This window comes from Austwickia sp. TVS 96-490-7B, from assembly GCF_019331795.1.
Classification (GTDB): domain Bacteria; phylum Actinomycetota; class Actinomycetes; order Actinomycetales; family Dermatophilaceae; genus Austwickia.
The window spans coordinates 1-24,351 of record NZ_JAHPZL010000038.1 but is presented as its reverse complement, the minus strand read 5'-3'; the positions used below and the strand labels follow the sequence as shown (position 1 = coordinate 24,351).

General features: G+C 63.9%; 21 protein-coding genes. 10 read left to right on the top strand and 11 right to left on the bottom strand.

Translation table 11 applies throughout. The features are described from left to right. A partial coding sequence (locus KEM60_RS15760) for a hypothetical protein (RefSeq protein WP_219232334.1) occupies positions 1–1,652 on the bottom strand: 1,652 nt, incomplete at its 3' end. A gap of 453 nt (positions 1,653–2,105) precedes the next feature. Between KEM60_RS15760 and KEM60_RS15755 the strand changes: the two genes are divergently transcribed. The 3 genes from KEM60_RS15755 to KEM60_RS15745 all read left to right on the top strand — a co-directional run bounded on the left by KEM60_RS15755 (position 2,106) and on the right by KEM60_RS15745 (position 2,943). Continuing rightward, entirely contained in the window at positions 2,106–2,354 is a 249-nt protein-coding gene (locus KEM60_RS15755; RefSeq protein WP_219232332.1) for an IS110 family transposase, read from the top strand. Between the two features lie 99 nt (positions 2,355–2,453). After that, positions 2,454–2,636: a hypothetical protein gene (locus KEM60_RS15750; protein ID WP_219232330.1), complete on the top strand. Its 183-nt coding sequence runs from the start codon at positions 2,454–2,456 to the stop codon at positions 2,634–2,636. Between the two features lie 28 nt (positions 2,637–2,664). Continuing rightward, a complete protein-coding gene (locus tag KEM60_RS15745; RefSeq protein ID WP_219232328.1) occupies positions 2,665–2,943 on the top strand; it encodes a GyrI-like domain-containing protein in 279 nt (92 codons plus the stop codon). 92 nt (positions 2,944–3,035) lie between these two features. Here the strand turns inward: KEM60_RS15745 and KEM60_RS15740 are convergent, their stop codons facing one another. Then, complete coding sequence (locus KEM60_RS15740; protein WP_219232326.1) at positions 3,036–3,785, bottom strand: hypothetical protein; 750 nt, start codon at positions 3,783–3,785, stop codon at positions 3,036–3,038. A gap of 129 nt (positions 3,786–3,914) precedes the next feature. Here KEM60_RS15740 and ygeW point away from each other — a divergent pair, with 129 nt between their 5' ends. The 4 genes from ygeW to KEM60_RS15720 all read left to right on the top strand — a co-directional run bounded on the left by ygeW (position 3,915) and on the right by KEM60_RS15720 (position 8,688). After that, the gene (gene ygeW, locus KEM60_RS15735; protein ID WP_219232324.1) at positions 3,915–5,105 is read left to right on the top strand and encodes a knotted carbamoyltransferase YgeW; all 1,191 of its coding nucleotides are present in this window, start codon (positions 3,915–3,917) and stop codon (positions 5,103–5,105) included. 51 nt (positions 5,106–5,156) lie between these two features. Further along, positions 5,157–6,392: a YgeY family selenium metabolism-linked hydrolase gene (locus tag KEM60_RS15730; protein ID WP_219232322.1), complete on the top strand. Its 1,236-nt coding sequence runs from the start codon at positions 5,157–5,159 to the stop codon at positions 6,390–6,392. A 125-nt stretch (positions 6,393–6,517) separates the two neighbouring features. After that, on the top strand, positions 6,518–7,447 hold the full coding sequence (gene arcC, locus KEM60_RS15725) for a carbamate kinase (protein WP_219232320.1): 930 nt from the start codon (positions 6,518–6,520) through the stop codon (positions 7,445–7,447). Then, a complete protein-coding gene (locus KEM60_RS15720; RefSeq protein ID WP_219232318.1) occupies positions 7,447–8,688 on the top strand; it encodes a PLP-dependent lyase/thiolase in 1,242 nt (413 codons plus the stop codon). Before arcC ends, KEM60_RS15720 begins: the two co-directional genes overlap by 1 nt. Before the next feature lie 93 nt (positions 8,689–8,781). On the opposite strand, the gene KEM60_RS15715 is transcribed toward KEM60_RS15720, so the two are convergent. Then, positions 8,782–9,807, bottom strand: a complete 1,026-nt coding sequence (locus tag KEM60_RS15715) for an ABC transporter substrate-binding protein (RefSeq protein WP_255574737.1) — start codon at positions 9,805–9,807, stop codon at positions 8,782–8,784. A 39-nt stretch (positions 9,808–9,846) separates the two neighbouring features. On the opposite strand from KEM60_RS15715, the gene KEM60_RS15710 reads away from it, so the two are divergent. From KEM60_RS15710 to KEM60_RS15700, 3 genes are read left to right on the top strand one after another with little or no spacing between them, the layout of a single operon-like run. Next, complete coding sequence (locus KEM60_RS15710) at positions 9,847–10,980, top strand: iron ABC transporter permease (protein ID WP_219232314.1); 1,134 nt, start codon at positions 9,847–9,849, stop codon at positions 10,978–10,980. Continuing rightward, entirely contained in the window at positions 10,977–12,035 is a 1,059-nt protein-coding gene (locus tag KEM60_RS15705; protein ID WP_219232312.1) for an iron chelate uptake ABC transporter family permease subunit, read from the top strand. Before KEM60_RS15710 ends, KEM60_RS15705 begins: the two co-directional genes overlap by 4 nt. Beyond that, on the top strand, positions 12,032–12,874 hold the full coding sequence (locus KEM60_RS15700; RefSeq protein ID WP_219109004.1) for an ABC transporter ATP-binding protein: 843 nt from the start codon (positions 12,032–12,034) through the stop codon (positions 12,872–12,874). Before KEM60_RS15705 ends, KEM60_RS15700 begins: the two co-directional genes overlap by 4 nt. 24 nt (positions 12,875–12,898) lie before the next feature. Here the strand turns inward: KEM60_RS15700 and KEM60_RS15695 are convergent, their stop codons facing one another. From KEM60_RS15695 to KEM60_RS15660, 8 genes are all read right to left on the bottom strand, one after another. Then, positions 12,899–13,120 (bottom strand): hypothetical protein, encoded by a 222-nt coding sequence (locus tag KEM60_RS15695; protein WP_219109001.1) that lies wholly within the window; start codon positions 13,118–13,120, stop codon positions 12,899–12,901. A gap of 64 nt (positions 13,121–13,184) precedes the next feature. Further along, positions 13,185–13,463 (bottom strand): GNAT family N-acetyltransferase, encoded by a 279-nt coding sequence (locus tag KEM60_RS15690; protein ID WP_219108998.1) that lies wholly within the window; start codon positions 13,461–13,463, stop codon positions 13,185–13,187. A 67-nt stretch (positions 13,464–13,530) separates the two neighbouring features. Continuing rightward, positions 13,531–16,167, bottom strand: coding sequence for a selenium-dependent xanthine dehydrogenase (gene xdh / locus KEM60_RS15685; RefSeq protein ID WP_219108995.1), 2,637 nt, complete (start codon positions 16,165–16,167; stop codon positions 13,531–13,533). Between the two features lie 70 nt (positions 16,168–16,237). Then, positions 16,238–17,629, bottom strand: a complete 1,392-nt coding sequence (hydA, locus tag KEM60_RS15680) for a dihydropyrimidinase (protein WP_219108986.1) — start codon at positions 17,627–17,629, stop codon at positions 16,238–16,240. Between the two features lie 49 nt (positions 17,630–17,678). Next, on the bottom strand, positions 17,679–18,998 hold the full coding sequence (ssnA, locus tag KEM60_RS15675; RefSeq protein ID WP_219108983.1) for a putative aminohydrolase SsnA: 1,320 nt from the start codon (positions 18,996–18,998) through the stop codon (positions 17,679–17,681). A 4-nt stretch (positions 18,999–19,002) separates the two neighbouring features. After that, positions 19,003–22,065 carry a putative selenate reductase subunit YgfK gene (gene ygfK, locus KEM60_RS15670; RefSeq protein ID WP_219108980.1) on the bottom strand — a complete coding sequence of 1,021 codons (3,063 nt, stop codon included), beginning with the start codon at positions 22,063–22,065 and terminating at the stop codon, positions 19,003–19,005. 54 nt (positions 22,066–22,119) lie between these two features. Beyond that, a complete protein-coding gene (locus KEM60_RS15665; protein WP_219108977.1) occupies positions 22,120–23,628 on the bottom strand; it encodes a nucleobase:cation symporter-2 family protein in 1,509 nt (502 codons plus the stop codon). A 156-nt stretch (positions 23,629–23,784) separates the two neighbouring features. Beyond that, positions 23,785–24,351 (bottom strand): NTP transferase domain-containing protein (locus KEM60_RS15660; protein ID WP_219108974.1); only part of this gene is annotated, 567 nt, incomplete at its 5' end.

Genomic DNA, 24,351 nt, shown 5'->3' with positions numbered 1-24,351 from the left:
TGCTGGTTTTTTGTATTCTTGGGGGGTGAGTCCCCAGGGGTCGGTCCAGGTGGTGGGGTTGGGTACGGGGTTGTGGGGGTTGGTTCCGCCTGCTGGGCCGAGGGGGTCGGGGGTGGTTCGGGTGCCGCCACCACGTGTCGGGAGATTTCCTGGCCTGCGGTGTCAATGTCGATGGTGATCGCGTATCGGCCTGCCACGACTCGTGTCATCACGCCGCTGTCGTCATATCCCCAGGTCGTGACGCGGACTGTTGGGGTGACCTGCCGCACGAGGCGGCCTGCCCGGTCGTAGGAGGAAGAAACGTTGATGACTGCTGCTGTCGTGTCGGGTCTGCCAGGGGTTGGAGTGGGTGCTCCCGGGGTGATCCATGATTCGTGGGTGACCTGTCCCAGCACGTCGCGCGTGATGGTCAGTGATCCTGGGGCGTGATCACCGATCGTGGCGTTCAGGAGTCGCCCGGTCGGGTCGTACGTGAACTCCCGCCGTACCCCGGCTGTTCCTGTGGCGTCTTGGTCTTCGCTCCAAGTGAGTAACCCGCTGGGGTCATAGCCGTATCGCACGTGTTGACCCACGGCGTTGGTGCGTGAGGTGACCCGACCGGTCACGTCACGTTCGTCAGCGGTGCGTGCCCCGTTGACATCGATCTGAGCGAGGACCTGACCCGCGGCGTCTCGTTCCCACCGCCAGGTGCGCCCTAAAGGGTCAGTGAGGGTCGTGAGTTGACGGGTCGGGTCATACTCGAACTCGGTACGCGCCCCGGTGGCATCAACCATCGCCGTGCACAGATCAAACCGACCGTATTCATAGCATGTCTCGCGGCCAGCACCGTCCCGCGCGGTGACCAGATTCCCTTCCCCGTCATAGCTGTACCGGATTTCCACACCGTCGCCATCACGCGCCCACACCACGTTCCCGTCCACGTCATACGCCGCGACTGATTCTCCGGCGGCGTCACGCACGGTCACGACCCGCCCTAAGACATCACGGCCTAAATTCACCACGCGTCCGGCCCCATCAGTGACCCGTACCGGCAGCCCGGCCTGGTCACACACCACTGACGTCGTCACCCCGGAGGGGTCAGTCACCCTCACCGGACCACCATGAGAGTCATAACCCCACCGGGTAGACACCCCCGAGGGGTCACATACCGCGATCTTGCGGCCAACCTGATCCCACTGAGTGCGGGTGGCTAACCCGTTAGGATCCACCGCGAGCGTGACGCGACCTGCCTCATCCCACTCATACCGGAACACTGCCCGGTTCGCATCCCACACCGTCGTGGTCTGCGCGACCAGGTCATAAGTCAACCTTCCCGACAAGGTTCCAGACACACTCGTCCCAGCGACACAGCGACCATCAGCGTCGTAGGTGTAGTCATACCGTTCCTCATTACGGTCTTGCCACCACGTCATCCGCCCGTCGCGGTCATACCCGAACAAGAATGCCTGCGATCCATCCCCGATGAATTCCTGCGCCAGGTTCCCCGCCGAGTCATAACCGTAACGACGTACCACCACCGACGCTTCAGACCCGCGACGCACCCGCATCGCCGCGACCCGACCAGCGATCCCCTCACCCACCCGATCGAACTCCACCACATACCCACCCGAATGCGTCCACGACACCGGCAAACCGTCCTCGTCGTAGTCCACATCAACCCGGTTGCCATACCTGAAGCCCCCCGGCGTGTCCGGAGAGTGGATTCGTTGAAAGGGTCACTTTCATGCCACGTCGATCGAAGTATTTCCCAGAGCTGTGCGAGCGGGCTGTCGGGATGGTGTTGAACTCGGCCAGTACGTCAGCTTCGCGATGACAGATCGCCTGGCGCAGGCCGGGAATGATCCGTCGGTCGGGTCAAACCACGACCCCTACGACTGTGAGAGTGTCACCTGCCTCCGGGCGGCCTGACTCTTGCTTACGACTGACCCCGAAGTCTGGGTGTCCTGGCTGTTGATCTGTCGTCCGCCCGGAGGCGCAGCATCCTGGTGCTGGTCGGGCGGGCGTGACCTCATAGGAGCCTGATCGCAACAGTCTCGTCACAGTCCCGTCCACCCGACCGGCCAGCGTCACTCACCCTGTCCCTGGTCTGGTTGGAGTAAGCACTGATGAGCATGCAGCAGGTCCCAGCACACCGTCGAGTCATCGTCGGCGTCGACACCCACAAGTACATCCACGTCGCGGTTGCCATCGACGACCTCGGCACCGTCCTCGACAGCCGGTCATTCGCCGCAGATTCCAGCGGCTACGCCCAGCTGGCCGAAGCGGCTTGGATCCGGCGGCTACGCGACGTGGGGTTCGGCGTCTCGTCCATCGCCGCCGTCCTGGCGGCGCGGGGCACCCCGGCGTACACCTAGGCACTCGCCCTGCAGCGCGACGCGCTGCGCGCCGACCTGGCGGCGACCCGCGACCGGCTGGCCCTGCTCGACCAACTCCTCAACACGAAAGGCACGCTCATGTCCGCCATCACCGTCAGCCGCGAACAGCTCCCCGCCCAGACCATCGTCGCGCTGCGCGGCACCATCCCCACCTACGGCGAGGAAGGCTTGCTCTGGGGCCGCTTCATGCCCGAGTTGGCTGCCCAAGGAATCGTGCCCGCCGGCCCCGGTGGGTGCTTCGAACACGACCCGGAGTACTAAGGAGGCCGACGTCGACGAATCGGTGTGGGTGCCGGTCCCCGCCGGTACGACGGCGCGCGGCCCGCTGACCGTCCACGAGCTGCCGGCCCGCACCGCGGTGGTGGCGCGCGTGGAGGGCCCATACTCCCTCATCAACGAGGCGCACGCCCGAATCGAGGCGTTCCTACATGACGAGGGGCTCGCGCGGGCTCACCGTGAGGCGGACGCGCCGCTGGAGCAAAAGACATGCAACGTCTACGTCAACGACCCGGGCAGCGTGGAGCCCGAGCGCCTCCTCACCCATGTGTGCGTGCCACTGGCCGGCTGACCTCCGGCGCACGACAGGCGAACGCCCCGACGATCGTCGGGGCGTTCGTCGTACGCGGTGACCCGGTGAGAGGCGAGCCGCGGCTCGGAGCCTCAGGCGACGTCGGTCATGTCGCTCATGTCGCCGTAGGCAACGGGGTTTTGGCTGTTGTTGTCTAACGGGTCGGGCTTGCCGATATAGGGATGGTCGGGCAGAGGTTGGCCAATGATGGCGATCCGATCGCCATGGATGGTGAGACCATCGATGGTGCCAACCATCCGGACGACCCCGGCGTGCGCCACGATCAACCATTGTGAAGCGATGACGCGGTCGGCTTGCATACGCCAGACGCCGCGGCCGCGCAGCCACGTCTCATGGGGGGATGCTCCGTCGCGGTAGCCGACCCGTTCGCGCCCGAGTGCGTCATTGGTGACGGCGGGCTGGTCTGGCCCTAAACGCACTCTGACCAGCTGTGGGCGAGGCACTGAGGGATATGCCGAGGGGACGCCGAGTTGTTCGAGGATCTCGCGTTCCCGGCATTGTTTGGACTGGGAAGACTGGGCGAGGACGCTGGCGATGACGGATTGGTGTTGGCCGTCGAGGCAGTCCCAACGGGCGCCGAAGGTTTGGTCAGGGTGTCGACCGTCGGGGTTGTGTCCGGCGATTTCGGCACAGATCCCCAGGAAGGCGCGGTCGCCGCTGGAGAGCACGTTTTGGCCAGCGAAGTAGGCGATCTTGGCCCAGTCGATCTGGGCCGCGGGCCCGTCTCCTCGGACGAAAGCAGCTGCCTTGGCTAGCACCGAGGGTGCGCTGGCCAGGATTGCTGCCGCATCCTCACGAGCCTGAGAGGCAGGAATGTCCATGGGTTGATCCTAGCCATTTCCTTGCCGGTCGCACCAGAAGAAGACTAGACTCTTGCCATAGTTAGACGTACACCTCAGTGAGTCGGTCCGTCAGTGGCGACCACTGCGCCCCCAGGAGATGACCCGGCCATGGACTTCGCCCCCCAGATCGACGCCCTGCGCACCCTCGACCTCTCCGGTCTCTACCAGGAGGATTTCCTCCTCACCTGGGACAAGACCGACGACCAGATCCGCGCGGTCCTCGCAGTGGCCGATGCGCTCCGGGCGTTGCGTGAGCAAAACACGTCCTGTCGGATCTTTGACTCCGGCTTGGGTATCTCCCTCTTCCGAGACAATTCGACCCGTACTCGCTTCTCCTACGCGTCCGCCTGCAACTTCCTCGGCTTGGAGGAGCAGGTGTTTGACGAAGGAAAGTCGCAGGTCGCTCACGGTGAGACCGTGATGGAAACCGCCAACATGATCTCCTTCATGGCCGATGTCGTCGGCATCCGCGACGACATGTACATCGGGAAAGGTCACACCTACATGAAGGAGTTCTCCGAGTACGTGCAGATGGGCTACGAGCAGGGCATTTTGGAGCAGCGGCCCACCCTGGTGAGCCTGCAGTGCGACATCGACCACCCGACCCAGTCGACGGCCGACCTGCTACACCTGATCCACACCTTCGGCGGCCTGGAAAACCTGCGCGGCAAGAAGCTCGCCATGACGTGGGCCTACTCCCCCAGCTACGGCAAGCCGCTGTCCGTCCCGCAGGGCATGATCGGCTTGATGAGCCGGTTTGGCATGGACATTGTCCTGGCGCACCCGGAGGGATACGACGTCATGGACGAGCCCCGGGAGGTCGCCGCCCGTCATGCGCAGGCCAGCGGGGGATCTTTCCGGGTCACGCACGACATGGCCGACGCCTTCGAGGGCGCCGACATCGTCTGCCCCAAGTCCTGGGCGCCGTTCGCGGCCATGCAGGAGCGCACCGACCTGTACGGCAACGGCGACTCCGACGGCATCAAGGCCCTCGAGCAGCGACTCCTCGCCCAGAACGCCGAGCACAAGGACTGGACGACCACCGAGAAGCTCATGAAGAGCACGAAGGGTGGTCAAGGTCTCTATATGCATCCGCTGCCTGCGGACATCACCGGCGTCTCCTGCACGGAGGGCGAGGTCGACGCGTCGGTCTTCGACCGGTACCGCGTCCCGATGTACGCCGAGGCCAGCAACAAGCCTTATGCCATCGCCGCCATGATCTTCCTGCAGAAAGTCAAGGACCCGATCGCCACGTTGCAGGACCTGGCCGCCACCGGCCGTCCGCGTTGGCAGTACTGAGCTCACAGGTCAACCCCGCAGCGCCGTACCACAATCCTGAGGAGAGACAACGTGGTCGACATCGACTATGCCAAGGTCAACGAGGTCGCGGAAAGCTACCGCACCGATATGGTCGCCTTCTTGCGTGCCCTGATTAAAAACAAGGGCACCAGCTGCCAGGAGGAAGCGAAGAGCCGCCTCATCATCGCCGAGATGGAGAAGTTGGGGTACGACCGGACCCGCATCGACGGTTTGGGCAGCGCCATCGGCTACCTCGGCAACGGCGGCACCGTCGTCTGCTTCGACGGTCACATCGACACTGTCGGCGTGGGCAACATCGACAACTGGACTTTCGACCCGTTTGACGGGTTCGAAGATGACGAACTTGTCGGAGGCCGTGGCGGCACGGACCAGCTCGGCGGCGTGGTGGCGTCGGTGTACGGCGGGAAGATCGCCAAGGATCTGGGGCTGCTGTCAGACGAATACACCTACATGGTCACCGGCACCGTGCAGGAAGAAGACTGCGACGGGATGTGCTGGCTTTACCTCATCGAGGAGGAAGGGGAGAAGCCCGACCTGATCGTGTCGACCGAACCCACCGACCGGGGGATCTACCGTGGTCACCGTGGCCGGATGGAAATCCGGGTTGAGGTCGACGGTGTGTCCTGTCATGGTTCGGCTCCGGAGCGTGGGGACAACGCGATTTACAAGATGGCCGAGATCCTCCTTGAGGTCCGCGACCTCAACGACAAGCTGCACGTCGACGAGTTCCTCGGCAAGGGCACTGTCACCACTTCGGAGATTTTCTTCACCTCCCCGTCACGGTGCGCAGTCGCTGATTCCTGCGCGATCTCGTTGGATCGTCGTCTCACTGATGGTGAGACCTGGGAGGGCGCTATTGAGGAGATCAAGGCGCTGCCTAGCGTGCAGAAGTGGGGCGCCCGGGTGTTCTGCTACGACTACAAGAGCGTCGCCTGGACCGGTAAGGAATACGGGCAGCAGTGCTACTTCCCGACCTGGGTCATCCCGGAGGACTCCCCGGAGATCCAGTCCGCCGCAGAGGTCCACCGTGGCCTGTTTGGTGAGCCCCGGATCGACAAGTGGACGTTCTCCACGAACGGAGTCGCCACTGCGGGACGGCACCACATTCCCACGATCGGCTTTGGCCCCGGCAAAGAGGCTCAAGCGCACGCTCCGAACGAGCTTCAGTGGAAGGACGACCTGGTGCGTTGCGCGGCGCTCTACGCCTGTTTGCCGTCGATGTATGTGACGAAAGCGACTGGGAAGACCGTCGTCTCCCAGCTCTGAGCTCATCGCGGTCGTCAATGCGGAAAACCCCACCGTGTTGATAGCTGCTCCGGTCCGGGCCGATCCTGCAGGGTCGGCCCGGACCGGTACGTCGTACCTCTCTCGTCTTGGAAGGACTCCTGCTCGTGGCTCGTATCCTCGTCTCCCTCGGAGGTAACGCCCTCGGCACCGATTTCGACGAGCTCGTCGAGACCGTCGGTGTCATCGCTGGCCCGATTGTGGGTTTGATCGCTGACGGCCATGACGTAGTCATCTGTCATGGCAACGGCCCCCAGGTGGGGATGATCAAAACGTCTATCGACTTGGGCAAGGCTGGCGCGCAGGATCATCGAGTGATGCCGTTGAGTGAGTGCGTGGCGATGAGCCAGGCGTACATCGGATATCACTTGCAAAACGCCATTGAGAACCAGCTGATGAAACACGGCTTGACCAAACAGGTGACGACGGTGACGGCACGAGCAGTGGTGGATCGAAACGACCCGTTGTTCTCCCGGCCGACCAAACCGATCGGGGCGTTCTTCTCCGAGGAGCAAGCCCAGGAGTACATCCACGCTGGGAAGACTTTTGTGGAGGACTCTGGCCGAGGATGGCGTGAAGTGGTGGCCTCACCGATCCCGTTGCGAATTGTGGAACGCCAAGCGTGTCGGGATCTCGTTGAGGCGGGACATGTGGTGATTTCCGGCGGGGGTGGCGGCATCCCGGTGGTGGTGGAAGATGGGTGGACTCAAGCCATTGACGCAGTCATTGACAAGGACCGCACCTCGATCTTGTTGGCTGCGGACACTGACTGCGACGACCTGGTCATCTTGACTGGAGTAGAAAAGGTCGCGATCGACTACAACACGCCAAGGCAGCGCGACATCGACGAAATGTCCATCGCGCAGGCACAGGCATGGATGGATGAGGGACAGTTCCCGGAAGGGTCGATGGGGCCAAAAATCGCTGCCGCTATTGATTTCGTGCGCTCCGGTCCAGGACGTAAAACCCTGATCACCTCCTTGGACAAGCTGGTGGAGGGTTTGCGCGGCGAGACCGGCACCTGGGTCGTCGCCTGATGGCTGCCACCGCCGTACGTCGTGGAGTGGTGACCGGCTATCGGTGTGCAACCAGTGGCGTGGATGTTCCCATCGAGACGGTCTATCCGTTTCGGTCTCCGGCCGCACCGGCGGGAGACAGTCACTACGTCTTGCATCCTGTGGTGAGCGGTCCCGACCCGGAGGTGATCGACGACCCGAATCCGTTCGTGCGCTACGGCAGATCGTTGGCGTGGTGGGCGTTTGCTCGCGCCCACGGGATGAGCGAGCAACGCTGTCTGGAGTTAACTCGGCAGGTGGCCGGAGATTTCCGGGTCACACCGTGTGCCCTCCACGAGCCACTGTCTGAGCGGCTCGGCGCTCAGGTGTGGGTCAAAGACGAGACGGGCAACGTCGGCGGGTCACATAAGGCTCGCCATTTGGTGGGGATTTTGCTGCATCTGCGGGCCTGCGAAGAACTCGGTTTAAGCACCGGGCCGCGAGCGCCCTTAGCGATTGCGTCCTGCGGAAATGCGGCGATCGCGGCGTCAACGCTGGCTGCTGCGGCGCGCTGGCCGATTCAGGTGTATGTCCCTGATACGGCGTCACCGGCGGTGATGTCGACGCTCGCGGCGTTGGGCGCCCAGGTGCATCCCTGCGCTCGTGTCGTTGGCGTCTGTGGCGATCCAGCGGTGACCGCATTTCGGCAGGCGGTGGCCGACGGTGCGATCCCGTTTAGCGTGCAAGGCCCGGAGAACGGGTTGTGTCTTGATGGTGGTCGCACTGTGGGTTGGGAGCTTGCTGAGCAGGTTGACGCTCCGGCGCGGGTCGTGATTCAGGTCGGTGGTGGCGCGTTCGCTGCCTGCATGGGGTGGGGGTTGGGCCCGTCGTACCGTCTGGATTGTGCCCAAACGGAAGGTGGCGCACCGTTGGCGCGCGCCTGGCATCGCGCTCAGCACATTCCTCTCGATGAGTTAGGTCGCCGGTGGCCGGAGTTCATGACTGCGTGGGACCAGCCTTCATCGTTGGCTGATGGGATCCTCGATGATGAGACCTACGACTGGATGGCTGACGTGGCGGTGATGCGTGCCAGCAGCGGACGTCCCCTCGTGATCGCGGAGGAGCAGATCCGGCAGGCCGATGAGCTGGTGCATCACTTGGGTGCGCGCGTCTCCCCCACGGGGACAGCGGGGTTGGCTGCGTTGTTGCCCGGTGCAGGTGAGGGGACCGGGGTCACTCCTGGTGAGCGTGTCGTGGTGGTGTTTTCCGGGGTACGTCGATGACGGGTTTTGCCCTGGAGGGGAGCGCCCCCTGACGCTCCCCCATCGGTGGGTCGCTCAGGCGACCTCTGGTCGGTGTCCCCCCGAGGGGTGCGGTCAGGGCTGCAGCGGGTCCGGTCCGGGCACGTCGTACGCCGTGGCGATGTCCGCGAGGATCTTGTAAGCGCCTTGCACGCTGACAGAGGTCATCCAGGTCGCGTCGGGGACGTTGACGACTTTGTCAGCTAGTGGTTTCCACAGCGGGTTCGTCTCGAACGCGGCCTTGGACTTGGGGCTGGATCCGTCTTTGGCGTCTGCGGCAGTGACGAAGATTTTGTCGCCGTCGGCCATGGGGATCTTTTCTTCGCTGATTTCAGCCATGAATTCGTCTGCGCTTTGGCTCTCTGGACGGTCCAATCCGGCGTCCTGCAGCACGATCCCGGAGAACGATTTCTTCTGGTAGAGCCGAGTTGGTCCGTCGGTGAAGCGGACCACGGAGATTTTGGGGTTGCGTCCAAGTTTGGCTTTGACGGCGTCGCCAACTTTTTTGGCTTGCTTCTCGTATTCGGCGAGGCGTTCCTTGGCGAGGTCTTCTTTGTTGAGGGCTTGACCTGTGAGGAGGATGTTTTCTTTCCATGTCGGTCCGGTGGTCTCGCTGAACACGGTGGGTGCGATGGCTGACAGCTGGGAGTACAGCTTCTCGTGGCGGACCTTGGCGGAAAGAATCAGGTCGGGTTTGGCGGTGGTCAGCTTTTCTAAGCTGGGTTCTTGGAGGGTGCCGATGACGGTGGCTTCTCCGGAGTAGGTCTTCCCGGCTTCGCCCAAATGCTCGGGGACCTGTCCTTTCAGGGAGTGATAGGTGGTGCTGGCCACCACGGGGGTGCGTAGCAACACCACGGCTTCGACGTAACTTTGGTCGAGCGCGGCGACCCGTTGCGGAGTGCCTTTGATCGTGGTGCTGCCCATCACGTGCTTGATGGTGCGTTCGGGGCCTGCGGACCCGCTTGAACTGGGGCTGCTGGGGGTGTTGGCTTCGACGGCACCGCACGAGCTGAGAGCAACGGCACCAACGAGGGCGCATGTGAGCGCCACGAAGCGTCGGGGCGCGCGGGTGTCGCGGCGTGGTGAGAGCTGGTGGGACATCATCACTCCTGAAATCAATAGGTTAGGCTCACCTTATATATGGAGACCCTTACTTCTCGCCACTCACCCCAGGTCACCCCCGGTTCAGCAGCCCAGGGCGGTGCCTCGACCAGCCCTGCCCCCGCCCCACCCCACCCCACCAAAACCACTCCCCGGCAACATGCTTCGCACTCCCGACGGGCATTCGCACTCACCTGCGTCATCCTCGTGGTCGCCGTCATCGCCAGCCTCGCCCTCGGTGCGCAAACACTCTCCCCCACCCAGGTATGGACCGCCCTGACCACCCCCAGCGGCACCCAAGCCGACGTCATTGTCCGTGACCTACGGCTCCCCCGTACCCTCCTCGGCGTCCTCGTCGGCGCCATCCTCGGCGTCGCGGGCGTCCTCGCGCAATCACTGACCCGCAACCCCCTCGCCGACCCAGGCATCCTCGGCGTCAGCGCCGGAGCTGCCTTCTTCATCGTTGTAGGCACCGCCACCGGCAGCATCATCGGACTCCCCGACGGCCCCCTCACCACCGTCGCGCTCGCCTTCGCTGGAGCGCTCGCCGCCACCGCACTCGTCTTCGGCGCCACCGCCGTCGCCGACCGCCGCCGGCACACCGGCGCCTCCACCGCGACCCTGCCCGTCATCGGAGTCGCCACCTCCGCCGCGCTGAGCGCCATCACCTCAGCGGTCTCCCTGCTCAACGCCTCCTCGCTAGACGCCTACCGATTCTGGGCCGTCGGATCCCTCGCCGGACGCCCCAGCGACCTCTGGCTCGCGCTCACCCCCTTCGCGCTCATCGGACTGGCACTGGCCGCGCTCGCCGGCCGCGGACTCGACGCTGTCGCGCTCGGCGAGGACCTCGCCGCCGGACTTGGGGTCGACGTACGACGTCTACGCGCCCTCACCATCATCGCGATCGCGCTGCTCACCGGCACCGCCGTCGCCGCCTGTGGCCCTCTCGCCTTCGTCGGCCTCCTCGTCGCTCACACCGGCAAAGCCCTCGTCGGCCCCCGACACATCCGCCTCATCCCCCTCGCACTCCCCCTCGGCGCTGCCACCGTGCTCCTCGCCGACATCACCGGACGTCTCGTCGGCGGCGGAGCCGAACTCGCTACTGGAGTGGTCCTCGGCCTCATCGGAGGGCCCCTCTTCGTCACCCTCATCGCCCGCAGGAACCCCCGATGACCGCCACGACCACCACCTACGCCACCGGATATCACAGCGCCCACCGACGCCGCCGCAGCATCGTCCTCACCCTGATCACCGTTGCCGTTGCCGCTGCCGCTGCGCTCAGCGCAATGACCTTCGGCGCGGTTCACATCCCCCTCCCCCACGTCATCGGCGCACTGTTAGGCACCGCCGACCACCAGACCATCCTCGTCGTCGGCACCCTCAGGCTTCCCCGTGTGGTGGCTGGTCTCGTCGTCGGAGCCGCCCTCGGACTCGCCGGCAGCCTCACCCAAACCGTCACCCGCAACCCACTCGCCAGCCCCGACATCATCGGCGTCACCTCCGGCGCCAGCGTTGGCGCCGTCTGCGTGGCCATGGCTGCTGGATCGTACGGCGGCGTATCCGGGCTGGCTGCGATGGTCGGCATGCCAGTCGCGGCTGCGGTCGGAGCCCTCACCGCGACCGCCGTCGTCACTCTCGCTTCCCGCACGCCTGAACGGGTCGTCCTTGTCGGGGTAGGTGTGACCGTTGCCGCACAGTCCCTTGTCGCCTGGCTCCTGACCCTCGGTGACGCTCAAGACGCTGCCCGCGCCACCACCTGGCTCACGGGGAGCCTGGGGGGCACCGGATGGGCTTCCGTCGTACCGGTCGTCGCTGTCCTGACCGCCACCACCCCCGCCATCCTGCTGATTCGTCGCCACCTGGCCGTCTTGCCGTTGGGTGATGACCTCACCCGAGGACTCGGTGTCCCGCTGGCCAGGGTGCGGTGGACCGCGCTGATCAGCGCGGCCGTCCTCGCTGCCGGAGCCACCGCTGCCGCTGGGCCAGTAGCTTTCGTCGGCTTGGTCGCACCCCGCATCGCCGCCCGGCTCTGGCACAGCGAACGACCCCCAGGGTTGGGGTCTGCCGCATGCGGCGCCGCTCTCGTCGCCACCTCTGATCTCATCGCCAGGAACGTCTTCGCCGTCCTCGGCGGCGGCACTCTCGAACTTCCCGTCGGAATCGTCACCGCCCTCATCGGCGGCGGATATCTCGTGGCCCTGCTCACCTCCCGGAGGATCAGCGCATGACCCTGACCGCACACCATCTTCACCTCGGATACGACGGCCACCAGGTCATCACCGACTTGAGCCTCGAACTTCCCGCCGGGGCACTCACCGTCCTCGTCGGCCCCAACGGGTGCGGCAAATCCACCCTGCTGCGTGCCCTCGCCGGCCAACACCCGCCAACACAAGGCGCCTGCGGCGTCGACGGCCGCCCCCTCACCGACCTGACCCCCCGCGAACGGGCACGATACATCGGCTTGCTCCCCCAATCTCCTCTTGTCCCAGAAGGACTGACCGTCACCGAACTTGTCGCCCGAGGACGTCACCCTCACCTCGGGTTGCTGCGCCGGTGGCGTCCCGAAGATGCCACAGCCGTCGACGCCGCCCTCACCGCAGTCGACCTGCACGACCTCGCAGACCGTGGGGTTGAAGAACTCTCCGGCGGTCAACGCCAACGCGCCTGGATCGCCCTGGTCCTGGCCCAACGCACGCCATACCTCCTGCTCGACGAGCCGACCAGCTTCCTCGACCTCGCTCACGCCGTCGACGTCATGGCCGTGGCCCAGGCCACAGCGAGGCAAGGCACCACGGTGATCCTGGTGCAACACGATCTGACCCTCGCCGCCCGATACGCCGATCACCTCATCGTGATGTCAGGTGGTCGGATTGCCGCCGCAGGCCGCCCCCGCGACGTGCTGACCCCTCAGCTCCTCGCTGACACTTTTGGCTTGGATGCGCACGTCATGGATGTCGATGGCGCCCCTGCTGTTGTCCCCCGATGCGGCGCTCAAGCAGGTCAGTCTCGCCCTGTGTGTGACCTGCTTACCGAGTCACCAGCCGACCCCCTGCTGATGCCCGTCTGACCTCGCTGTTACCTCACAGCAGGATCATGACTGTTGTTTGCGCAGCGTCATCTTCCGTGACCAGAACCTCAACACCACAGCTGACACCACCAAGGCCACGGCCAGTCCCGCGGCGATCCAGGTGAGCATGGTGCTCTGGTGTTCCTTCATCGAGAACGGGATGATCAGGACCAGCAGAGCACCGAACACTGCTGTTGCCATGACAGCGACAGCAACCTTGAGCTCCAAGGACAATCGGCGTTTCACAGGCCCACCTTCCTCTTGCATCACTTCACCCAATGTCACCATTCATTTGGTGGCAGCAACGATCTCAGCGTCCGTGAGTTCCCGATCGGCAAACACCAAACGCATCACCTGACCGACGGACCATCCACTGACCCAACCCGTCTCGATCCCAGTCGGCGATCCACGACTGCAGCATCGTCACGGTCTGCTCAGCGGAGGTGCGCCGCGACCGAGGACAATGCGTCCACACCAACGGGTCGCGGTAAATCTCATGCAGAGCGGGAGCGTCAGCGACGGTCGGGGCATCCAACTGCAGCCGTGCGCTGCTCACCCGACGTAAATCCGTCAGGAGATGTTCGATCACCCCTGCACGGTAGCCCTCACGACCTGCCCGCGGGGGCAAATCAATACTCTCTGTGACATCAGACGGCTCAGCAGGCCTCGGTGGGCGCCCCCGCAGCAGTGGAAACCGGCGCGCCATACGTCGGTTGCGGTGCGCCGAAAGTGTCCGGGACCTCCGGTTTGTAAGCAGTGCCCCGCAACGGCAACGAGTAGCGGCGTTTCCCGTCACGTTGGTAATACGCCCACGCAGCAGCTGGCGCTGTGGGAATGAGGCAGATCTCCCCCATCCCTTTGGCGCCGTAGGCGTAGGGCAACGTGCCGGGTCCTTTGACGAATCGCACTTCGACTTGTGGCATTTTGTCTGCCCGGATCAAGCCAAGCTTGCCGTACCTGGTCTGCGGGATACCACCGGTGATGACGAATTCTTCCGTCAATCCATAGCCCAGGCCCATCATGACGCCGCCTTCGATCTGCCCGACCGCGGATTGTTCATTCATCACGGTGCCGACGTCATACACCGCAACGACCTTGTTGACCTCGCCTTTGTCGTTCAACGTGATCAACTGGGCGCCGTACCCGTAGGCGACGTGACTGTAAGGGTTGGGCTTGGTGGAGTCCACGACATCGGTTTCTGGGGAAAACTCCCCCAACCATTCCTGCCCTTCAAGGCGACTGAGGTCACCGTCGACAGCAATCAGGGCGTCTCGCAGTTGTACGGCGGCGAGGCGGGTGGCTTCTCCGGTGAAGAGGGTCTGCCGCGAACCGGTGGAGGTCCCCGAATCGGGCGTACGGGCCGTGTCGGGTAGTTCAAAAACAATCTGGTCGGGCCGCAGATCCACCGTCTCAGACAGCACGTGCATCGTGACTTGTCCCACACCTTGCCCCATGCAGGACGCTGAGGTGCGGATATGAACGCGACCATCTTGCACGGACAAGATGCACCGGCCAGTGTCCGTCAAACCCATGCCGATGCCGGTGTTTTTGTGCGCTATGGCTAAGCCAGCTTTCGGGTCGGCATAGAAGTCACCTTTAAGGTCTTCGAGGACTTCAGCGATCCCGGTAGATTCGTCAGCAATTTGCCCATTGGGCAGACAGTCTCCGGGACGGACCACGTTGAGATAGCGCATTTCCCATGCGTCGAGACCAACTTTCTCAGCGAGCTCATTGACACATGTTTCCATCGCAAACTGGCTTTGCACGACCCCGAAACCTCGGAACGCCCCAGAGGGGGTGTTGTTCGTGTACATCGCCATGCCGAGGACCTCGAAGTTGTCAATCGCATAGGGGCCACCGGCGTGAGTGCAAGCTCGTTGCAGCACAGGGCCACCCAAGGAGGCATAGGCGCCAGTGTCAGAGAGGATCACGCATTTTACGGCGGTCAACTTTCCGTGAGCATCGCATCCCACCGTGAATTCCATGTGCATCGGGTGGCGCTTCACGTGGTAATTCAACGACTCAGTGCGCGTAAAGCGCACCTTCACTGGCCGCTGTAAATGCCAAGCCATCAACGCTGCATGATGCTGGACGCTCATGTCTTCTTTACCACCGAATCCGCCACCGACGTATGTCGCGCTGCTGCGGACTTTCTCGACCGGGAGCTGCAACATCCGGGAAATCTCGTGCTGTTCGTCGTACACCGACTGGGAGGAGGTGTACATGCGGATGCCGTCACCATCGGGGGTGGCCACAGCGCATTCTGGTTCCATGAAGGCGTGGTCCTGCCAGGGCGTCGCAAACTTGTGCGTCACCGTGTACGCCGATTCGCGGAGTGCCCGGTCGGGGTTGCCCCGTTTGGTGTGTTCAATGTCGAGAATGTTGCCCCCGGAATGGATCAGGGGCGCATCGGGCCGCAATGCTTCTTGGGGAGATGTCACCGGCGGCAATTCGACGTAGTCGACGTCGATGAGCGCGATGATCTCGTCGAGGAGGTCTGGGTCATCGCTGGCGACCAACGCGAGGGCATCGCCGATATACCGGGTGTGTGACCCGACGGGGATCAGCACATCCCAGTCGCTGGTGATATGCCCGATTTTGTTTTCTGGGACGTCGTCGCTGGTCAACACTGCAAGACAATGCGGGTGCGCGAGGGCAGCAGCAGTGTCTAGACCGCGAAGCAGTCCGCGCGGAGACGGTGAACGGAGCGCCTTGGCGTGGACCATGCCTGGCAAGCGGACGTCGTCGGCGAAGCGCCCGGTGCCGAGGACTTTGTCAGCGACGTCAGGGCGGTGCGCGCGATCTGAGAGACGCCACCTGCGCTCATCCTCGACGACGGGCAGGTCTTCTCGCAGCATCTGCGCAGATTGCAGAATTGCGTCAAAGACCTGACGGTAGCCAGTGCATCGGCAGATGTCGGTGCGGACAGCTTTTTTGACGTCAGCGAGAGTGGGGTCAGGGTTTTTGTCGAGCAGCACTTTGGCGGCCATGACCATGCCGGGGGTGCAGAAGCCACATTGGACGGCACCTGTCTCACCGAAGGCGTGGACATACACCTCTTTTTCGCGGTCGGTGAGGCCTTCGACGGTGGTGATTTTTTGGCCTTCGAATTGTTTTGCGGGGCGGTTGCAGGCTTTTACGAGGCGCCCGTTGGCATGGACGACGCAGGTGCCACAGGTGGAGTCGTCGCAGCCGACCTTGACCGACAGGGTGCCGATGACGTCGCGGAGGGCGTGGATGAGCATGCGGTCGCCGTCGACTTCGTGTTCTTGACCGTTGACGTGCAACTTCATGGGGGGCTCCTCGGGGTGTGGTGCTGGGGCAGCTCAGGGTCGGAGGTCGAGTGTCGGCGGGGCTGGTAGGTCAGCGGACGGTCGGGTCGGGCAAGCCGCGAGGGATGTACTGTCCGCCGCCGTGGACGGTGGGAGTGCCGTCGGTGACGACGTGATCGCCGCGGCGGAACACGTGGCAGACATGTCCTTGCACGGTCAGCCCTTCATAGGGGGTGTGGTCGGTGGCGTCATGCAGGTCATCGTGGCGCAGGGTGCGCTGCCCGCGGGGGTCGTAGACGACAATGTCGGCGTCACTACCGACAGCGATGACCCCTTTGCGGGGGTACATCCCGAAATAGCGGGCCGCATTGGTCGCGGTGACGGCGACGAAACGTTCCAGGGTGAGTCGTCCCGTGGCCACGCCGTACGTATAGAGCAGTGGAAGCCGAGTTTCCAGGCCGGGCGCGCCGTTCGGGGTGTGCGCGAAGTCGGTGGCGGCGGATTTCTGCCCGTCGAGGGTGAAAGAGCAATGATCAGTGCCGACGAATTGGATGTCGCCGCGGGCCAGGCCATCCCACAGGTCGTCACGGTCCTGGGAGGTGCGCAGCGGGGGGCTCATCACGTAGGCGCGGCGGCGCAGGTCCTCGTCGTCAGGTCCGCCGTACGCCGAGCCGTCGAGGACCAGGTATTGCGGGCAGGTTTCGGCGACCATCTGGGCACCGCGAGCGCGGGCGGCGAGGATTTCTGGCAGGGAGGTGCCGCTGGAGAGGTGGACGACGTAGTGCAGGGCGTTGAGGGGGGCGGCGATGACGCCGAGGCGGTTGATGGCTTCGCGTTCTAGTTCGGGGGGGCGGGTCGCACGGTGGTAGTACGGCGTGTGGTGGCCGGCGTTGAGTTCTTCGGTGACGAGGGCGTCGATGAGGCGGCCGTTTTCGCAGTGGAATCCGATGGTGGTGCCGAGGGCGGCGCTGGCTTTGAGGGCGTGCCGGATGTCGTCGTCTTCGACCATCATCGATCCGCGGTAGGCCATGTAGAGCTTGAAGGAGGTGACGCCTGCAGCGACCATGTCGGCCATGTGGTCGGCGAATTCGGGGCGCCATTCGGTCATGGCGAGGTGGAAGGCGTAGTCGCAGGACGCGCCGGCGGCTTTGTCTTGCCAGTGGCGTAGTCCGTCGTGGAGGGTTTCGCCGTGGAATTGGGTGGCGAAGTCGATGACGGTGGTGGTACCTCCGGCGAGGGCGGCGCGGCTGCCGGAGATGAAGTCGTCAATGGTGGTCAGGTCGGGGCCGCATTCGAGGTCGAGGTGGGTGTGGGTGTCGATGCCGCCGGGGAGGACGAGACAGTCGTGCGCGTCGATGATCTGTTCTTCGGGGTGGGGGTTGAGGTCGCCGATGTCGCTGATGAGGGGCCCGTCCAGGCGGATGTCAGCTCGTCGGGCACCGTTGGTGGTGACCACAGTCCCACCGCGGATCAGGGTCGTCATCGGTGGTCTTCCTCCTCGTCGTACGGGTGCTGCCGGGGCACCGTGGTGGTCACATGCGAGCCCAGATGCGGGGGGCGTTTTCTCGGGAGCGTGCGCACCAGGCTGCTTCGTCGACGGTTTGGATGATCCGGTCGCGCATGATCCAGCGGCCGGCGACCATGGTGTCGGTGACCTGGCGTCCGGTCATCCCGAAGAGCAGGTGTCCGCCGGTGTTGGTGCTGTTCATCGGGGTGTGCGGCTGGTAGTCGACGGTGATGATGTCGGCGTAGGCGCCTGCGGTGAGGATCCCGAGGGGGCGGCGGAAGTGTCGTGCCGCGATGTGGGCGTTGTTGGTGAGCACGGTGAGTGCTTCACCGAAGCCGACGGTGGGGTCTCCGAGGTGATGGCTTTGCAGGATTTTGGCGACGGACGCGGAGATGAGCATGTCTTGGGTGTAGGCGTCGGTGCCGAGGCCGATGAGGGCGCCGCGGTTGAGGGCGTGGGTGATGGGTGCTGCGCCGATGGCGTTGCCCATGTTGGACATGGGGTTGTGCACGGCGGGGGTGTCGGTTGCTTGCAGGATTTCCCACTCGTGGTCGTCGATGTGCACGCAGTGCACGGCCAGGGAGGTGGGGCCGAGGATGCCGGTGTCGTGGAAGCGTTCGACGATGCTGCGGCCGTGCTGGCGGTGGGAGTGCGGTTCGTCGCCGGGGCCTTCGGCGGTGTGCACGTGGAATCCGCCGGGTACGTCGGTGGCGGCTGCTGCGCAGGTTTCGAGGGATTGTTGGCTGAGGGTGAAGGCGGCGTGCAGACCGAACAGTCCTTTGATGAGGTCTTGGTCTGGGCCGTTGACGGCGCGCATGAAGTCGACGTTTTCGGCGACGGAGGCTGCGAAGATGTCAGCGCCGTCCCGGTCGGATGTCTCGTAGCAGAGGCTGGCTCGTACGCCGAGGCGGCGGCACACGTCGGCTTGGGTGTGGAGTGACCCGGTGACGGCGTGGGGGCTGCTGTGATGGTCGAATTGGGTGGTGACGCCGTTGCGGATCCCTTCGATGAAGGTGGTCATCGTGTTGATTTCCACGTCGTCGAGGGTGAGGAGTCGGTCTAGTTTCCACCACATCTTTTCGAGGACGTCAACGAAGTCCCGGCCTTGTTCGCTGGGGGCCATGCCGCGCGCGTAGTGGCTGTAGGCGTGGTTGTGCGCGTTGATCAGGCCGGGCATGATGACTCGACCGGCGACGTCGACGTATTCCTCTTCGGGGTGCGCGGCACGCATCTGCTGGTCTGGACCGACATCGATGATGGTGTCTGCGTCGATGCGGACAGCGCCGTGCTCAAGGAACGGTTGCTGCGGGTTCTGGGTGATGACGGGTCCGTTGCCGATGATCATGGCCTCATACCTCCGCTGCCGCTGCGGCCGCCGTGGCGGGGGCCAACAGGTGGTCGTACGTGTTGATCAGGGTGTGCAGCACAGCCGTCATGTCTGCTGGCAGGTGCGCGTCAGTCATGTCGGGTCCGGTGGTGACGACGGTCCCGTTCGGGGTTCGCACCAGGTAGCGGTCCCCACCGAGAGGTAGCAGGCCAGGGTTGGTGGAATCATCAAAATCTGCCCGGCTCCAGAAGACGGTGGTTTTGTCTTTGTAGGGCAGGCCGGCGTGGGGGCAGAAGATCCCACAGGTGTGGCATTCGTTGCACAGGCCGTCGATGTGCACGATCTGTTTCGGGTCGGACAGGCCAGGGACGACAACGGCGACATTGGCCCGGTTGGGGCACACTTCAGTGCAAACGTCGCAGATGTCTTGGCAGGTCAGGCACCGTGATCCTTCGTCTTTCCCGTTGATTTGCGCGATGAGCAGGCCGCGCCGTCCGTAGATCGGGGCAGGTGGCTGATGCACGGTCGGGTGCGGGCGGGTGTAGTCAGCGGTGAGGCCGTGATCTGCCAGGATCGCTCGACAGGCGACTTTGGCATCAGCGATGGCTTCGACGATGGTGCGTGGCCCACGCCGTCCGTCACCAATCACATACACCCCAGGGACGCTGGAGCAGAAATCAGCATCCACCACGGGGCGCCCCCACCCGTCGACGTCCACGCCGTTACGGCGGTAGCCGTCAGCGTCGATCGTCGCACCAGTCGCAGCGATCACCGTGTCACACGGCATGTCAAGGAATTCTCCAGTGCCACGCACGGAACGACGCCCACCAGCATCTACGTCAGCAAGTTCCATGCGTTCTACCCGCAACATGCTGCCGTCGTAAGAGATCGGTGCGAGGAGTTCATGCATGGTCAGGTTTTCCGCACGCACCAAGTTCACTTCATGCTGGGTGGCCGGCATGAACGCTTCGGTACGGCGATACACCAGCTCCGCGGCCGCACAGCCAGGCAGACGTGATGCGGTGCGCACACAGTCCATGGCGACATCACCGGCGCCGATCACCGCGATCCGACGTCCGTAGTCGGTGCGGCCTTCGTTCTGGGTGTCCCACAGGAATTCGAACGCGTCGATGACGTTTTCCTGCCCGGAAGTCACCGGGCTCGGGCAGCGACCCCACGCGCCGGTAGCGACAATCACGTGGCTGTAGGTGCGACGCAACTCGTGCACGTCGTACGCCGGGTCAGCGTTGAAGTGGAAAGTCACCCCCAGCGCGACAGCCATCTCGTAGTCACGGCGAATCTGAGCCCGGTCGATGCGGAACTTCGGGATGATGTATTCCACGACGCCATACGGGCCGTCGAGCTTCTCAAAAACGTCGACATCGATGCCATGACGGCGAAGGAACATCGCGGCAGCGATCCCGGCAGGGCCAGCACCGATGACAGCGACTTTCTGCGCGACCGTCACCGGCGGCGGAATGGTCGCCGCAATGTAATCATGTTGGGCGCCGTCCGCTGCAGCCAGTTTCACCCCACGCATGTCAATGGAGATGTCATAGTCCAACCGGGTGCAGTGCTCACGGCACTGCTCAGAACACAACACCCCGGTGATGGTGGGCGCAGTATTGTCCAACGCGATGATGTCAAAAGCCTCATCGAGACGTCCCGCCGCGGTAAGCCGCAAATATTCGGGGATCTGCTGCTCAATGGGACAACCGCCATGCTCACAGGGTGCCTTATAGCAGTCAGTCAATGGCAACGGTGACGTGGTCTTCCGGGAACGGATCTTCTCCCGCCACCGCTTGTGGTAGCGCTCGCTGGTGAAGATCTCTTCAACGGCCTGGTCGAGAGCAGCCACATCAATGTGGCTGTAGTCGGTCATCACCCGGTGCGCCTCATCAGCGAGTTGGCTGAGACGCAGCACCCCGCCGGGTTTGAGCAGGGTCGTAGCGACGGTGACCGGTTGGATGCCGGTGCGCAGGACCTGCGCGATGTTCTGCGCGTCGATGCCCCCGGAGAAGGAGATCGGCAGGGTCCCCTCGAACGCATGGGATAGTTTCTGCGCCAACGAGAGAGACAACACATAGAGGCTGCGCCCAGACATGTACATCTCTTCGCTGGGCAATTCTCCGGCAGCGACCTGCACCGGGAAGGTATTGGTGAGTTTGACCCCGAATCGCAGTCCCCGCGAGGCTGCCAGATCGGTGAGTCGACGAAACATCGGGACTGCGTCATCGAATTGCAGGTCAGCGGTGAAATGGTGGTCGTCGAATTGGATGTAGTCGAATCCGAGGCGATCCAGGGCGGAGCGGGCGTAATCGTATCCCAGCATCGTCGGGTTGCACTTGACGAAGGTGTGCAGGTTTTTCTCGGTCAATAGATAAGCGGCGATGCGTTCGATCTCGTCGGCAGGGCAGCCGTGCAGCGTGGACAGAGTCACTGAATCGCTGATGCGGGGGCTGAGCGCATCAAGATCAGCACTGGTAAACCGGGTGAAGGTGTCGAGGTGGGTGCGCACCCAGTCGAGACATTCGGCCCACACAGCGGTGCCGGAGGCGTCGATGATCTGGGTGAGGTAGGTGTCGATCTTCTCGCCTTTAATGCCGTCAAGGTCATATCCGACGCTGATATTGAAGGCGACGTCGTCGATGCTGCCCAAGTCGAGTTCTTTGGCGAGGACCGCAATCGCGACATAGGCGCGCACATATTCGTCGTACGCCTGCGGGACGGTCAGTTCGGTGGACCACTCACAGTTGTAGCCCTCGTCCTGAGTTTCGATGCACGGCTTGGGTACGGCGTGCCGGATCTGCTCGCCGTCCATTTTTTGCACCGTTTTGAGCTCCATGAAGCGGGCCCCGGCGAGATATGACGCGATGATGTTGCCTGCGAGCTGGGTGTGCGGGCCAGCAGCGGGCCCGAGCGGCACCGCGAGAGTATGTCCGAAAGAGTCAGTGATACGTCGAGGTTCCTCAGCGCGCCAGAACCGGTCTTGGCGGACCCCGAAGATGGACCCGTCGGTTGCCAACTCATGATGTGCCCACGTCATCAGTTGGTCGAAGGTGAGGGGTCGCATCAGGTCACCCATGGTGGTGTCCTCCACTGGTTCGTTGGGCGGGTGCCGGTCGGGTCGGTACGTCGATCACCGAGTGCGCTCCGAGTCGGCGGCGGTCTTCTGAGGTGAGGTGCGGGTGGTGGCGCAGGGCCGTTCCGACCGGCTGCGGCCATGGTCAGGAAGAGCAGTGACGGTGTCGTGGTCCACGGCTCGGGCGGGAGCGTGGGCGCGTAAGTGCGCGATGGGCGTGTCGGCATGTTTGCCGAGCATGTTGAAGAAGATGTTCAACATGAACGCCACGATGGCGCAGGCGCTAATGCCCGATTCGGCGACGAGCCGGAACTTTTCCGGGCACTGTGCCCAAAAGTCCGGGCTGACCTTGGGGATGATGCCGAAAGCGATGGACACTGCGACGATCAGCAGGTTGTTGTTGGCGTCGTAGTCGACTTTGGAGAGGGTCCGGATCCCGGAAGCAGCGACTGACCCAAACAAGGCGAGGCCAGCACCGCCCAGGACAGGCAGTGGGATCATCCCGATGACCGCGGCCAGCCAGGGCGACAATCCCAGTACGGCGAGGATTGCGCCACCGGCAGCGACGACGTACCTGCTGGTGATCCCGGTGAGGGCGACCAACCCGACGTTTTGGGCGAAGGCGGTCGCCGGGAAGGTGTTGAAGACCGGGGCGAGGGCGGAGCTGAGCATGTCAGCGCGTAGGCCGTCGGCGACGCGGTGGGTGGGGCAGTCGGTGCCGACAACTTCGGAGACAGCGACGATGTCGGCGGTGGTCTCCACCATCACCACGATGAACACGATGAACATCGAGAAGATAGCGGCGCCTTCAAAGATGGGGGCACCGAACGCGAAAGGCATGGGCAAGGCGAGGGGGCTGCTTGTGCTCAGGTCGGGGGTTTTGAGCATCCCGAACGGAATGGCCAGCAGGGATCCGCCGACGAGGCCGAGGAGGATGGCGAGGCGGGCGACTTTTTTGATGCGACTCAGGATGAGAACGACGGCGAGGGTGAGGGCTGCCAGGACGATGGCTTTGGGGTTGCCGTAGTCGGGGTTGGCTTTGCCGGCGATCATCTTTGACCCCAGGATCCAGCCGCAGGCGGCGGGCATGAGGGTCAACCCGATCACGGTGATGACGGATCCGGTCACTACCGGTGGGAAAAACCGGATGATCTGGGCAAAGAGGGGAACGACGAGGAAGGCGATGATGCCGGCGACGATGCAAGCACCGAACGCTGATCGCAGTCCGGTTTCGCCGTTCTTGCCAATGATCGCTAGCAGGGTGGAGACGGAGGCGAAGGAGATCCCTTGGACGAGGGGCAGCTGGGAGCCGAGGTAGGGCACGCCTACCGACTGCAGGATGGTGGCCAGGCCGCTGACGAAGAGGCTGCAGGAGACGAGGAGCGCTTGTTTGTCGGGGGTGAGTCCGGCGGCTCCGCCGATGATGATGGGTACGGCGATGACTCCGCCAAACATCGACAGGATGTGTTGCAGACCGAAGCTCAGTGTCGGCCCGGCGGGGAGCCGGTCGTCCTCGGGGCGTCGACGCGTGGCGGGGGTGGTCTCGGCGGTGTCGGGTGAGGACATCGGGACTCCTTCTTGGAGATCGCCATACTTCGAGTTAGGATTGCCTAACTTGCAGCTGAAAAGATCCAACCTTGTGGATAGTCATTCTGCGCGCCCTCCCACAGCTCCGCCAGGGTCCTCACTGCGGTGTGAGATAGCTCACTTCTCACTGCCGCATCAGTCCTCGCGACGGTCCCTATCCTGACCTGACGCCAGGTCGCCGCATTCCACCCCACGCAGCTCACGGGCCCTGGCCAGCCACCCGCCAGCACCCTGATCACCCACCTGGGGGTCAGCCACGGATTCGCCCATCGCAGACCAGAATTCGCGCCTCACCACCACTGGATGACCTGGTTTTCCGCCGTACGTCGCCCGAGCTATCCCTGTGTCGCCAGCCGCCTGCACCACCCGCGCCACCACCTGCGGACCCACATCCGGCAGGTCCACCAGATGCCACACCCCTAGCTGGGCTCCCGACGTCGTCAACCAGTCCAGCGACAAGGCCACCGACGTCCGCAGACCCTCCTGCCATAACGGATTGACCAGCGTCAACGCCCCCAAAGGCGGCTCCACCACCGCCGCTCCCATCACCACGACAACGTGGTCGCACCCCCCGCCGTACAAGGCCTCGACCGCTCGACGCACCCATGCGCCGCCCTGCGCGAGGATCTTCGGTCCGCCGTAACGGCGCCCCGCCCCTGCTGCTAACACCACCCCCACCAGCTCCACTGAACCCCCATTCAC

Bases quoted from the DNA above. Each gene is read 5' to 3' on its own strand.
- KEM60_RS15705 (WP_219232312.1), top strand. From the start codon at position 10,977: ATGACCGCCACGACCACCACCTACGCCACCGGATATCACAGCGCCCAC.
- ygfK (WP_219108980.1), bottom strand. From the start codon at position 22,065: ATGGGTGACCTGATGCGACCCCTCACCTTCGACCAACTGATGACGTGG.
- ygeW (WP_219232324.1), top strand. From the start codon at position 3,915: ATGGACTTCGCCCCCCAGATCGACGCCCTGCGCACCCTCGACCTCTCC.
- KEM60_RS15750 (WP_219232330.1), top strand. From the start codon at position 2,454: ATGTCCGCCATCACCGTCAGCCGCGAACAGCTCCCCGCCCAGACCATC.
- KEM60_RS15740 (WP_219232326.1), bottom strand. From the start codon at position 3,785: ATGGACATTCCTGCCTCTCAGGCTCGTGAGGATGCGGCAGCAATCCTG.
- KEM60_RS15720 (WP_219232318.1), top strand. From the start codon at position 7,447: ATGGCTGCCACCGCCGTACGTCGTGGAGTGGTGACCGGCTATCGGTGT.
- KEM60_RS15755 (WP_219232332.1), top strand. From the start codon at position 2,106: ATGAGCATGCAGCAGGTCCCAGCACACCGTCGAGTCATCGTCGGCGTC.
- ssnA (WP_219108983.1), bottom strand. From the start codon at position 18,998: ATGATCATCGGCAACGGACCCGTCATCACCCAGAACCCGCAGCAACCG.
- xdh (WP_219108995.1), bottom strand. From the start codon at position 16,167: ATGAAGTTGCACGTCAACGGTCAAGAACACGAAGTCGACGGCGACCGC.
- KEM60_RS15715 (WP_255574737.1), bottom strand. From the start codon at position 9,807: ATGTCCCACCAGCTCTCACCACGCCGCGACACCCGCGCGCCCCGACGC.
- KEM60_RS15700 (WP_219109004.1), top strand. From the start codon at position 12,032: ATGACCCTGACCGCACACCATCTTCACCTCGGATACGACGGCCACCAG.
- KEM60_RS15710 (WP_219232314.1), top strand. From the start codon at position 9,847: ATGGAGACCCTTACTTCTCGCCACTCACCCCAGGTCACCCCCGGTTCA.
- KEM60_RS15665 (WP_219108977.1), bottom strand. From the start codon at position 23,628: ATGTCCTCACCCGACACCGCCGAGACCACCCCCGCCACGCGTCGACGC.
- hydA (WP_219108986.1), bottom strand. From the start codon at position 17,629: ATGACGACCCTGATCCGCGGTGGGACTGTGGTCACCACCAACGGTGCC.